Below are 11690 nucleotides of genomic sequence, written 5' to 3'. Positions count from 1 at the left end.
ACATTTTATATTTGGGTACCACAAATATAAGCAGATCAGGATGATTTTTATGGAATAACGGAATTTCGCCTAAGCCAGCCTTTTATTTCTTTTTTACCTTGAAAGAAAAGTGTTTCTGGCTGAAATAGCTGAACACGGCAAGAATGGCTGTACAGATAAATTTGGCAATGGTAGGATAGAAATGGAAGGTTTCCACCATCAGTTTCAGCATGGCAAAGTTGAGGAGGATATTGGTGGCCACAACCGTACCGTAACGGAAGAGCTGTATTCTTCCCTTCAATTCAGATTTTGTAAACACCAGGTATTTGTTCAGTCCGAAACCTATAATAAAAGTAATGGCAGACTCAATAATCAGCGCGGCAACAGGAGCAGTGATCATTCCGGGAGCAAATGGGAGAACCACATCTTTCTGGTGCAGGATAAAGTTATAGACGATGTAGAATACTACAATTCCACTGGCGGCAGTCGTTCCTCCGGAAGCAATGTACCGGAACGTATGAATTGATAACCAGCGGGAAAAAGGGGGATAAAAAAAGTCTATAATCTGAAGAAGGGCTTTTCGCATGTGAAGATGAGATCCAAATAATTGCGCAATTTAAGGATTGATATTGTTATTTAAAGGATGATATAGTGTAGCAACGTATTTAAGGAAGAAAAAGTGTGGCAGGAGTTGTCAGGCTGAAAAGGAAATACAGAAGTGATTACTGTGGAGGGGAAGAAATGAAATCTACGGCCGCACAGTACTTATATTCGGGGTGCTGCCTGATATTGACGCCAACCAGCCTTAACTTATAGCTGGTACCCAGGATGGTTCTCCGGTGACCCAGGTCTGGTACACCCTTGTCCAGCAATAACATACTTACGTTTGCCAGTCCTTTGGAAAAGCCGAAAGCGAGTGTCTCAGCCATGGCACGGCCTGCATAGTATTTTGAGATCCTGTCCTGAGGTGATCTTCCATCGCTGGAATGGTGTCCCGCAATATTGTTCTTATTCATGTCTTTGGTATGTTGCTGTGCAATCCAGGTGAGGGTTTCATCGGGACTGAATAAGGGCAGTCCTTTCACTCCTTTGAGATCCTGCTGCAGTCCGCGGTAATATTTATCCTTTCTGTTCACTCTTAATTCTTCATAATTGCTATACTGCTGCATTTCCGCATTGTAAGCATTGACAAAATCCTGGAAGAAGGTATTGAAGAACTTTTCCCCGTCCGTGCGTGCCAGGTTCATATAAAAGACAATCTTCTTTTCTTCTTCATTCAGGTAAGAAGTGTTTTTTGCTGTATTGGCATTTTCAAGTTCCTGTGGCGTCCATATGTAACGTGAACCCGTAGCCTGTGCCTGAACGGCAGGCTGGAAAAATAAAAATAACAACAAGGTGATGGGGATGAATTTCATGTAGGTATTCAGGTAAGGTGTGCTGTTTTTATATCCTAAAAGACAAAAAAAAGGATAAAAGGTTTAAAAAAAGCATTGGAAACAAAATCCCGTTCAAGCAAAAAGACCTGCAGATTGAACTGACAGGTCTTTTATATCATTTATCGGATTGGTCTTATCTTAAGATATTCTTCCAGCTTACCCTGCTGGCGATTAAGTTATCCAGCTCTTTGATTTCAATGCGCTGCTGCTCCATGCTATCACGGTGACGGATGGTCACCGTATCATCTTCCAGGGTCTGGTGATCAATAGTGATACAGAAAGGTGTACCAATAGCATCCTGTCTGCGGTAGCGTTTTCCAATAGAGTCTTTCTCTTCGTAAACCACATTATAATCCAGTTTCAGGTTATCCATAATTTCCCTTGCTTTTTCCGGCAGACCGTCTTTTTTAGTCAGTGGAAGAATAGCTGCTTTTATAGGTGCCAGGGCAGGGTGTAAATGTAACACTGCACGGCTATCCTGTTTCTCCCCTTCACTTAAATCCTGCTGCTCGAAAGCATTGATCATGGTCAGCAGAAACATACGGTCTAACCCGATAGAAGTTTCAATCACATAAGGGATATAATTTCCGTATGGCTTGCCTTCTTCATTCAGGTCATTGTCGAAATACTGCATTTTCTTGCCGGAGTATTCCTGGTGTTGCGTTAAATCGAAATCTGTACGGCTATGGATACCTTCCACTTCTTTAAATCCGAATGGGAATTCAAATTCAATATCTACTGCAGCATTGGCATAATGCGCTAATTTAGCATGGTCATGGTAGCGGTATTTTGCAGGATCGGTACCCAGGGCAGTATGCCATTTCAAACGGGCTTCTTTCCAGTAAACATACCATTTCATTTCCTCACCGGGACGTACAAAGAATTGCATCTCCATTTGTTCGAATTCACGCATACGCATGATGAACTGGCGGGCGATTACTTCATTTCTGAAAGCTTTACCAATCTGTGCAATTCCGAAAGGGATTTTCATCCTTCCTGATTTCTGTACATTAAGGAAGTTCACAAAAATTCCCTGTGCAGTTTCCGGACGAAGGTATACCTCTTCAGCACCTTCGGCCATTGCACCAAACTGGGTGCTGAACATCAGGTTAAATTGGCGTACATCGGTCCAGTTTTTTGTGCCGCTTACCGGGCAGGCAATTTCATGCTCTTCAATCAAGACCTTCAGTTGTTGCAGGTTTTCCGCTTTCAAGGCCTCATCCATATCAGCCTGCAGCTTTGCAGCCTTGTCTGTTTTTCCGTCTTTCTCGTAACGGGCAATTTTATCTTCTAACAGCTGGTCTGCGCGGTAACGTTTTTTCGAGTCCTTATTATCGATCATCGGGTCGCTGAAACCATCTACGTGCCCGCTTGCTTTCCATACTTTAGGGTGCATAAAGATCGCAGAGTCTATCCCTACAATATTTTCATGCATCTGAACCATTGATTTCCACCAATAGGTTTTTATGTTGTTTTTTAATTCTGCACCTAACTGACCGTAATCATATACGGCACTTAATCCATCATAAATTTCGCTGCTTTGAAATACAAAACCGTACTCCTTAGCGTGTGAGATCACATTTTTAAATTGTTCGTCGTTATTTGTTTTGGCCATAATACTGCAAAGATAGAATTTGGGGGGTAATATTAATCTATATTAACGGCTAATTATTACTTTTGGGCAGGTTAGCTTTTCAGCATGAGTATACAAGTAGAAAAATTGTCCAAAACTTACGGGCAGCAAAAGGCAGTAGACGGGATCAGTTTCAGGGCAAAACCAGGTAAAATCCTGGGTTTCCTCGGACCCAATGGTGCCGGAAAGTCTACCACCATGAAAATGCTTACGGGCTATCTGAAGCCAAGTTCAGGAAAAGCCATACTGGGCAATTTTGATGTGCAGGAGCAAAGTCTTGAAATGAGGCGTATCATGGGCTACCTTCCGGAAAATACCCCCCTGTATGCCGATATGTATGTCAGGGAGTTTTTGACCTTTGTGGCCAATGCCTACCAGCTGTCGCATCCGGAAGTCAAAATGCGTGAGGTCATTGCACGTGTAGGATTGGGGGAGGAGCAGCACAAGAAGATCAGTATGCTGAGCAAGGGGTACAAACAACGTGTGGGACTGGCGCAGGCCATTATCCATGATCCGGAAATCCTGATTCTGGATGAACCGACCTCTGGTCTTGACCCCAATCAGCTGGCTGATATCCGCGAGCTGATTAAACAACTGGGTGCCAATAAAACTGTTGTCCTTTCTACCCATATCATGCAGGAGGTGGACGCCTTGTGTGATGATATTGTGATTATCAATAAAGGCGTAATTGTCGCTGATTCCTCCTTAACTGTGCTTAAAAACCAACATAAAACTGACTCTTTAGAAGATATATTCAGGATTTTAACCAATTGATAATTAGTTTATTGAATATGTTTTTTCGGTTTTGGCCAACTTTTTGTTTAATCCTGTACAAGGTTTTAAACCAACCTGTAGATTAAACTAAACAATTATGAAAAAGTTATTTTTACTAACAGCAATTGCAGGAATGTTTGCTTTCTCAAATGTTTCCGCACAAACTGATCCTGCAATGGGAGGATCTAAATTGGGTATAGGTGCAGAATTTGCCTTTCCAACAGGAGATTTTGGAGATTTTACTGACTTTGGTTATGGAGGTTCATTGCAGTTCCAAACACCAATCGTTGAAAAACTGAATTTTACGGCTTCCGCTGGATATTTGAATTTTAAGTATAAAGATGAATTCGGAGGTGGTAGCTTTGGTAATATTCCTGTTAAAGCCGGTGTTAACTATTTCCTTGCAGAAAATTTTTACATAGGGGGTGAACTGGGAGCTGCTTTTGGAACAGGAGATAATTCCAATACCTCATTTGTTTATACACCACATATAGGCGTTGAATTTCCTGTAGCGGATAAAAGTTCTATTGATCTTGGTGCAAGGTATGAAGCTTGGTCAAATGATGGAACTAGAAGATTTGTAGGTTTAAGATTAGCCTATAATTTCGGCTTGTAGTCCTCAGCCATAGAATATGAAGAGGCTGTATCATAAATCATGATCAGCCTCTTTTTTTATTTATAGCTTCTGTCTCTGCTTATTTTTTATAACATTTTTTCGCAGCACTATTGACACAATTATTTGATTTTCATATATTTAATGTATTAAAACACACTAGATATGGCAATCAGAGAACCCGTATTTAAGCCCTATAACCAACAGCAGATTCTTGCCATTCCGCCCACTCTTGATGAATTAATTCCTGATTCCCATCCTGTTAGAGTTGTAAATGAGGTGATTAATAAGATTAGTATAGAACCTCTTCTAAAAGCCTACCACATTAAAGGCAGTTCCAGCTATCATCCCCAACTTTTGCTTAAAGTTCTGGTTTATGGTTATCTCACCAATATCTATTCGAGCCGTAAGCTGGCTGCCGCTTGCCGTGAAAGCATCTACTTTATGTGGCTGAGCTCCATGAGCTACCCAGATCACAATACCATCAACCGTTTCCGGGGTGTACGCCTGAAACATGCCCTTCGCAGTGTATTTGAGGATGTGGTAAAACTACTTGCCGCTGAAGGCTTATTAAGTATTGAGGAAATCAATACCGACGGGACTAAGATCGAAGCCAGTGCCAACAAGTACACTTTTGTCTGGAAGAAATCCATTCAGACCAATAAGGAAAAAATGAAAAAGCAGCTGACCCACATTTGGGAATATGCGCAACAGGTGGCCAGTGATGAAGACAAGATGCCTGAGCCGCCTGATTTTAAACAGATTGATAGTGAGAAGGTAAAGCAAGCTGTAGAGCAGCTGAATGAAAAGCTTGCCGGGCAGAAAGATATAGACAAGAAAGTGAAGGATAAGCTAAAGTATGTAACTAAAAATTATCCGCAGAATATAGCCAGATATGAAGCTCAGGAGGCTATTTTGGGCGAGAGAAACAGTTATAGTAAGACAGATACAGATGCTACTTTCATGCGGATGAAAGAAGACCACATGAAAAACGGACAGCTGAAGCCCGGCTATAATGTACAGATATCTACCTCTAACCAGTTTATCGTCAATTACACGATACATCCCAACCCAACCGACACGACTACCCTGAAGATCCACCTGGAACAACACGTAAGCAGCTTTGGAAAAGCACCAAAGAAACTTACAGCAGATGCAGGCTATGGTTCTGAGGAAAACTACCAACTGCTGGAAGATCAGAAAGTTGAGGCTTTTGTGAAATATGGCATGTTCGATAAACAGCAGAAGGGTAAGTACAACAGCAAATCTCCTTTTGGGGCAGACAAACTTTTTTATAACCAGCAGCAGGATTGTTATATCTGCCCAATGGGCCAGCAAATGCTGTCAATCGGGTCTTACACAAAAAAGACGACAACAGGCTTTAAGCAAACCCTTAAAAGATACCAGGCAAGGAATTGTGAAAACTGTCCTATGAGAGCAGTTTGCCATAAATCAAAAGAGAACCGCATCATTGAAATCAATGAAAACCTGAACAGGCTTAAGCAAAACGCATTCGAAAAGCTGAACAGCGAAGAAGGAATACAGCGGCGAAAGAAACGATGTTATGATGTAGAACCTGTCTTCGGAAATATCAAACAGAACCACGGGTTCCGCCGCTTTAGGCTCCGTGGAAAGGAAAAAGTGGCCATCGAATGGGGCTTACTCGCAATTGCACAAAATATCAGAAAAAAAGCAGCCTAAAAGAGCTGTTTCATTGACCTTTTTCAAAATCAGATGACTAAAATGCAAATGAACGCGTTGGTGTCCAGAGATGGTACAAAACTTACCCATCATAAAAAAAGGCTGCATCATCTAATTTGATACAGCCTCTTTTATTTTTTTAATAGTATTCTTTCTACCTATTCGGCTGTACCTCACACCACCATACCTCTTGATTTCAAGAATGACTGTTTCCATTTCAAGATATTTACATAACTTCGGCATACCTTAATATATATATGTACGCAGTCTTTAAACGCGAATTGTTCAGTTTATTAAACTCATTGATGGCTTATATCACCATTGGTGTTTTTTTATTGGTTTCCGGACTTTTGCTTTGGTTTTTCCCGGATACTTCGATTCTTGACTATGGTTATGCTGAACTCAGCGGTTTTTTCAGTCTGGCACCATTTCTCTTTATGTTTTTAATCCCTGCAATCACGATGCGTTCTTTCGCCGAAGAGCGCAGGGAAGGTACTTATATTCTTTTGGCAAGCAGGCCTTTGTCCGACTGGCAGATTATAATGGCGAAATATTTCGCCTGTTTTGCCCTGGTTTTTTTTGCCTTGTTACCTACCCTCATTTATTATTATACCATTGTGCAACTGGGACTTCCCAAAGGAAATATCGATGGAGGAGCCGTTGCAGGATCGTATATCGGCTTATTGCTGCTCGGCAGTGCATTTGTAGCGATAGGTATATTTTCATCTTCCATTACCCGTAATCAGGTGATTGCTTTTGCGGTAGCTGTATTTCTTTCCTTTATCGTGTACAGTGGATTTGATGCGCTGAGCAAACTCTTTGCCCTGAATATGTGGGAAACTGTATTTGCCTGGCTCAGTATCAACCAGCATTTCCAATCCATGAGCAGGGGGGTACTGGATACGCGCGACCTGGTGTATTTCATCAGCTTTAATCTGTTGTTCCTGGGTATAACCCGTTTGGTGATCGGAGGCAGGAAATGGTAAAGTCTGCAAATAAATGGTTGAAACCTTTGGCATTTATGCTGTTTCTGGCCATATTGAACATTGCTGCACAATATATATATGCACGATTTGATTTCACCAAAGAAAAAAGGTTCACCCTGAACCAGAAAACAAAAAGTGTGCTGGATAAAGCACCGGAAGAAATTACCATTACCGTATTTCTGGATGGTACATTACCCTCAGCGTTTAAACGGCTAAGAAATGCCACGGCAGATTTACTGGAAGATTATAAAGCCAGTTCAAGCGTAAAAATCAAAGTGATTTTTACCGATCCTATTGACGGCCTTTCGCAGAAAGAACAGGAAACTGTGCTGAGCGACCTGTATAGTGTAGGCATCGAACCTACCAACCTGAATATTAAGAATGATGCCGGTTTCTCTCAGAAAACGATCTTTCCAATGGCCATGGTACAATCGTCAGGCAGGCAGCTTCCAGTGAAATTATTACAGAACCTTGATGCTGCGGGGAATTACGAGGAAAATATCAACAATTCTATACAGAACCTGGAATATGTTTTCACCTCGGCTATTAAAAAAGTAAGTACCGGGGAGAATCCGCGTATTGGATTCACCGAAGGAAACGGGGAACCTTCCGACCTGTATCTGGGTGATGCTCTGCGTTCCCTGTCAGATAGTTATGAAGTAGGCAGGGTCGATTTGAATGTCATTGACAAAAAAGGACTGGATAAGCTGAAAATTCTTTTTGTCATCAAGCCGCAGAAGGAATTATCGGAGGCCGTAAAATATAAGATCAATTACTTTGTCATGCATGGTGGCCGGGTGGTTTGGAGCCTGGATCAGGTGAGTGCCGACCTGGACAGCTTACAGGGATCTGGCGAACAGCTTGCTTTTAACAATAAGCTGAACCTGGATGATATGCTTTTTGTCTACGGATCGAGGATCAATTATAACCTGATCGCCGACCTGAATTGTGCTGAAATCCCTGTTGCCATGGGCGGAACGGGACAGCGCGACATACAGATGGCCCCATGGGTATATTATCCGGTGTTGATTCCGGATACTTCCAGCAGTCTGGTAAAAAATATAGATGGTATCCGTACTGAATTTGTGAGTACCGTAGACACGATAGGCGTTAAGGGAATAAAAAAGACCTTTATCTTAAACAGTTCAGGGTATAACCAGGTGTTCACTGTACCGAAGGTTTTGTCGCTGCAGACTATTGCAGAAAGTCCGGATCAGCGTGCCTATACGCATCCTCCGCAACATGCTGGTGTGCTGCTGGAAGGGACATTCACTTCCGTTTTTGCCAACAGGGCAGTTCCGGCAGGAATAACTGAAAATTACCCTTCAGCAGCAATTAGTAAAAATACCAAAATGGTGGTACTGGGAGACGGGGATATCTTCCTGAACCAGGTCAGCAATACCGATGGATCAGGATTTCCGCTGGGCTTTGACCGCTATACCCAAAGAAATTTTGGAAACAAAGCTTTGTTATTAAACATAGCAGATGACCTGTCTTCTGAGGAGAATTTAATCGATCTGAGAAATAAAGAGGTTAAGATCAGGTTGTTGGATAAACAGCTGATCAGGCAGGAAAAAATAATGTGGCAACTGATTAACCTTGCTTTGCCATTATTAGTGTTAATATCGTTTGCAATTTTTCAACATTATTACCGCAGATATAAGTATACGAGGTAATTTTTATATTTTTGAGAACTGACAAGATCATATTATGAGATTTATTGTATCCACATCTACGCTTTTAAAACATTTACAAACAGTTAATGGTGCTTCCAGCAGCAGTACAGTTTTGCCTATACTGGAAAATTTCCTTTTTGAGATCAAAGAAGGAAGTTTAACCATATCTGCCACAGATTTACAGACCAGTATGACGACTTCGCTGCCTGTAGAATCGAAAGAAGGAGGAAAAGTAGCTGTACCCGCCAGAATCTTACTAGATACTTTGAAAACGCTGCCAGATCAACCCATATCATTCAATATTGATGACAGCACTTTTTCCATTGAAATCAGTGCAGGTGACGGAAAGTATAAACTGAGCGGTGAAAACGGCGATGACTTCCCTAAAATTCCGGTTGTTGAAAATGCTTCATCGGTAAACTTACCTGCTTCCGTATTAACGGAAGCCATTACAAAAACTATTTTTGCGGTAAGTAATGATGAGCTTCGTCCGGCAATGACAGGTGTTTTCTGCCAGCTTTCTGATCAGCACATTACTTTTGTTGCAACAGATGCACACAAACTGGTAAGATACAGACGCATGGACAGTAAAGCTGATAAAACAGCCTCATTTATCCTGCCTAAAAAAGCCCTGACCTTACTGAAAAATGCGTTGCCTTCAACAGATAGCAGTGTATCTGTAGATTATAACGCTACCAGTGCCTTCTTTAAGTTTGAGAATATCAACCTGGTATGCCGCTTAATCGATGAGCGTTATCCTGATTATGAAGCGGTAATTCCGGCGAATAATCCGAATAAACTCATTATCGACCGCGCATTGTTCCTGAATACTTTACGCAGGGTAGTTATTTTCGCGAATAAAACCACCCACCAGGTAAGACTAAAAATCAATGGCTCAGAACTGAACATTTCATCTGAAGATCTTGATTTCGCTAATGAAGCACATGAGCGCCTGAGCTGCCAGTACCAGGGGGAAGACCTTGAGATCGGTTTCAATGCACGTTTCTTAATTGAGATGTTAAGCAACCTGACTGGTGAAGAGGTAACTTTAGAGCTGTCTACACCAAACCGTGCAGGACTGCTGATCCCTCAGACCAACGATGAAAACGAAGATGTATTGATGCTGGTGATGCCGGTGATGCTAAATAATTATAACTAAGTTAAAAAGACCTATCTTTGAACGTCATTATGTACGACTAAAATAAGTCTGTCGTAATGACGTTTTTTATTCAGATCCTATGGAGATTATCGATCAGTTAATACAATTTATTCTGCACACCGATGTGGAGCTCGTGAAATTGGTGAGCAACTACCAGACATGGACGTACCTGATTCTGTTCATGATTATTTTTGCCGAAACCGGATTTGTTGTTACCCCTTTCCTGCCTGGCGACTCTATGCTTTTTGCTGTAGGTGCGCTTATCGCTAAAGGTGATACCGGATTGGATATCTGGCTTATGTTCCTGATCTTAACTGCTGCCGCCATTTTAGGAAACAGTTTAAACTATCGTCTGGGCAGAACCCTTGGTGTCGCTGTGTTCAAAGAAGGCAATAAGATTTTAAAACTTGAGTATTACACCAAATCGCACCTGTTTTTCGAAAAACATGGTGGGAAAGCAATTATCTTCAGCCGCTTTTTACCCATCTTCAGAACCATTGCCCCATTTGTGGCAGGTGTAGCTAAAATGCCTTTCGGCAGGTTTACCAGCTTTAATATTGTTGGAGGACTGGCATGGATTTCCAGTTTACTGTTTGCAGGATTTTTGCTGGGACAAATTCCGGTAGTAAAGAATAACTTTTCTATCGTTATTGCTTTCATTGCTATCGTCACCTTCGTCCCTGTAATTTTTGCTGCGATTAAATCGAGATTTACAAAAAAGGTGATTGAAGACCTTCCGGCTGATGACAACATACTTTAGTCTTCCCTTTTAAGTTTTTGCCCCATTTTAAGGGCTTTTATTATCTTTTTATTGATATCCTCCTCTGCTTTTTTCTCTGCATAGGAGGATTCTTTTTTTTGCATATTTTCCAGCTCCGGCTGTCCCGCATCTACCCAGGCGGAAAACCAGTAAGCGCCAATACTTAAAATGGACAGTCTCATCTGCCGCTCTACCATATGGTTCATTTGTTGATGCCATACTTTGGAATATGCATAAGAGTATTGCCGCATAACCTGTGTATTCCGCCTGGAATAACTGTACTTTTTATCGGCAGGAAAGTATTTGTTTAACATCGCTTCTGAGGACAATACCGTATCCACCAACAGGTGGGTGTGCGAAATGATCTTCCAGGCTTCCTGAAGCGGATTTTCTACATAATGGGCTTCTCCAACCAGAAAGCTGTATCGCTCCGCGAACAGTTCAGGAAGACGGCTTTCCCAGAATCCGTGGATACCCGTCTGATTGGTCAGCTGTCCGTTATGGTTCTGCGTGGTGTGGAGGGGGACATGTGCATCTGCAATATAATGACCCAGATATGCAGAATAGATCAGTATCCTTGCAGAATCACGCTCCTTAAAGGCATTGACCAGTTTGTAATAGCTGCGCTGGATCTGCCAGGGCAGGATTCCGTTGTCGTTCAGTTTTACTGCACCATACTTCAGCAGCGCATCCTCCCAGGTCCTGGGAATGCTGTCTATCTGTTCTTCGTACGCTTCTGTATCCAGGTAATGCCTTGCAGCTTCTGCCGTGTCTGCATATCTCCGTTTATCGGGATCTACGGCATGATCGGAGATATAAGTAATGTTTGACTTGTAAAACCTAATCATTCCCTCATGCAGCGTAAAAACGGCAAGCCGGTTTATCCGTACATGTGCAAAGAATCCCCAGGAGCATAAGCTGAGAGAAAGACAGAGAAGACCTATGGAAAAAAATAGCCGTTTCATTGCTGAAA

11 protein-coding genes are annotated in these 11690 nt (G+C 41.9%); 7 read left to right on the top strand and 4 right to left on the bottom strand.

Translation table 11 applies throughout. The features are described 5' to 3' along the window. Nucleotides 1-82: 82 nt before the first annotated feature. The 3 genes from ACSBL2_RS21065 to ACSBL2_RS21055 all read right to left on the bottom strand — a co-directional run bounded on the left by ACSBL2_RS21065 (nt 83) and on the right by ACSBL2_RS21055 (nt 3030). The gene (locus ACSBL2_RS21065; protein WP_442588534.1) at nt 83-565 is read right to left on the bottom strand and encodes a GtrA family protein; all 483 of its coding nucleotides are present in this window, start codon (nt 563-565) and stop codon (nt 83-85) included. Nucleotides 566-701: 136 nt separating this feature from the next. Next, nucleotides 702-1394 (bottom strand): CAP domain-containing protein, encoded by a 693-nt coding sequence (locus ACSBL2_RS21060; RefSeq protein ID WP_442588533.1) that lies wholly within the window; start codon nt 1392-1394, stop codon nt 702-704. Between the two features lie 154 nt (nt 1395-1548). After that, nucleotides 1549-3030, bottom strand: a complete 1482-nt coding sequence (locus ACSBL2_RS21055) for a glycine--tRNA ligase (protein WP_442588532.1) — start codon at nt 3028-3030, stop codon at nt 1549-1551. Nucleotides 3031-3114: 84 nt separating this feature from the next. On the opposite strand from ACSBL2_RS21055, the gene ACSBL2_RS21050 reads away from it, so the two are divergent. From ACSBL2_RS21050 to ACSBL2_RS21020, 7 genes are all read left to right on the top strand, one after another. Continuing rightward, on the top strand, nt 3115-3822 hold the full coding sequence (locus ACSBL2_RS21050; protein WP_442588531.1) for an ATP-binding cassette domain-containing protein: 708 nt from the start codon (nt 3115-3117) through the stop codon (nt 3820-3822). 97 nt (nt 3823-3919) lie between these two features. Beyond that, nucleotides 3920-4438: an outer membrane beta-barrel protein gene (locus tag ACSBL2_RS21045; RefSeq protein WP_442588530.1), complete on the top strand. Its 519-nt coding sequence runs from the start codon at nt 3920-3922 to the stop codon at nt 4436-4438. A gap of 162 nt (nt 4439-4600) precedes the next feature. After that, nucleotides 4601-6136, top strand: coding sequence for an IS1182 family transposase (locus ACSBL2_RS21040; RefSeq protein ID WP_442587651.1), 1536 nt, complete (start codon nt 4601-4603; stop codon nt 6134-6136). A gap of 257 nt (nt 6137-6393) precedes the next feature. After that, on the top strand, nt 6394-7122 hold the full coding sequence (gene gldF, locus ACSBL2_RS21035) for a gliding motility-associated ABC transporter permease subunit GldF (protein WP_442588529.1): 729 nt from the start codon (nt 6394-6396) through the stop codon (nt 7120-7122). Beyond that, on the top strand, nt 7116-8798 hold the full coding sequence (gene gldG / locus ACSBL2_RS21030; RefSeq protein ID WP_442588528.1) for a gliding motility-associated ABC transporter substrate-binding protein GldG: 1683 nt from the start codon (nt 7116-7118) through the stop codon (nt 8796-8798). Before gldF ends, gldG begins: the two co-directional genes overlap by 7 nt. 34 nt (nt 8799-8832) lie before the next feature. Beyond that, complete coding sequence (gene dnaN / locus ACSBL2_RS21025) at nt 8833-9957, top strand: DNA polymerase III subunit beta (RefSeq protein ID WP_442588527.1); 1125 nt, start codon at nt 8833-8835, stop codon at nt 9955-9957. 79 nt (nt 9958-10036) lie between these two features. Then, nucleotides 10037-10717 carry a VTT domain-containing protein gene (locus ACSBL2_RS21020; RefSeq protein ID WP_442588526.1) on the top strand — a complete coding sequence of 227 codons (681 nt, stop codon included), beginning with the start codon at nt 10037-10039 and terminating at the stop codon, nt 10715-10717. Here ACSBL2_RS21020 and ACSBL2_RS21015 read toward each other — a convergent pair. Next, a complete protein-coding gene (locus tag ACSBL2_RS21015) occupies nt 10714-11682 on the bottom strand; it encodes a zinc dependent phospholipase C family protein (protein WP_442588525.1) in 969 nt (322 codons plus the stop codon). The two genes, ACSBL2_RS21020 and ACSBL2_RS21015, sit on opposite strands and share 4 nt — an antisense overlap. Between the last annotated feature and the right edge of the window lie 8 nt (nt 11683-11690).

It is taken from the genome of Pedobacter sp. AW31-3R, assembly GCF_052180285.1.
GTDB lineage: Bacteria > Bacteroidota > Bacteroidia > Sphingobacteriales > Sphingobacteriaceae > Pedobacter.
This window is presented reverse-complemented; position numbering and strand designations above follow the sequence as displayed.

Excerpts from the sequence above, each read along its gene's own strand:
- ACSBL2_RS21065 (WP_442588534.1), bottom strand. The coding sequence starts at position 565 with ATGCGAAAAGCCCTTCTTCAGATTATAGACTTTTTTTATCCCCCTTTT.
- ACSBL2_RS21060 (WP_442588533.1), bottom strand. The coding sequence starts at position 1,394 with ATGAAATTCATCCCCATCACCTTGTTGTTATTTTTATTTTTCCAGCCT.
- ACSBL2_RS21055 (WP_442588532.1), bottom strand. The coding sequence starts at position 3,030 with ATGGCCAAAACAAATAACGACGAACAATTTAAAAATGTGATCTCACAC.
- ACSBL2_RS21050 (WP_442588531.1), top strand. The coding sequence starts at position 3,115 with ATGAGTATACAAGTAGAAAAATTGTCCAAAACTTACGGGCAGCAAAAG.
- ACSBL2_RS21045 (WP_442588530.1), top strand. The coding sequence starts at position 3,920 with ATGAAAAAGTTATTTTTACTAACAGCAATTGCAGGAATGTTTGCTTTC.
- ACSBL2_RS21040 (WP_442587651.1), top strand. The coding sequence starts at position 4,601 with ATGGCAATCAGAGAACCCGTATTTAAGCCCTATAACCAACAGCAGATT.
- gldF (WP_442588529.1), top strand. The coding sequence starts at position 6,394 with ATGTACGCAGTCTTTAAACGCGAATTGTTCAGTTTATTAAACTCATTG.
- gldG (WP_442588528.1), top strand. The coding sequence starts at position 7,116 with ATGGTAAAGTCTGCAAATAAATGGTTGAAACCTTTGGCATTTATGCTG.
- dnaN (WP_442588527.1), top strand. The coding sequence starts at position 8,833 with ATGAGATTTATTGTATCCACATCTACGCTTTTAAAACATTTACAAACA.
- ACSBL2_RS21020 (WP_442588526.1), top strand. The coding sequence starts at position 10,037 with ATGGAGATTATCGATCAGTTAATACAATTTATTCTGCACACCGATGTG.
- ACSBL2_RS21015 (WP_442588525.1), bottom strand. The coding sequence starts at position 11,682 with ATGAAACGGCTATTTTTTTCCATAGGTCTTCTCTGTCTTTCTCTCAGC.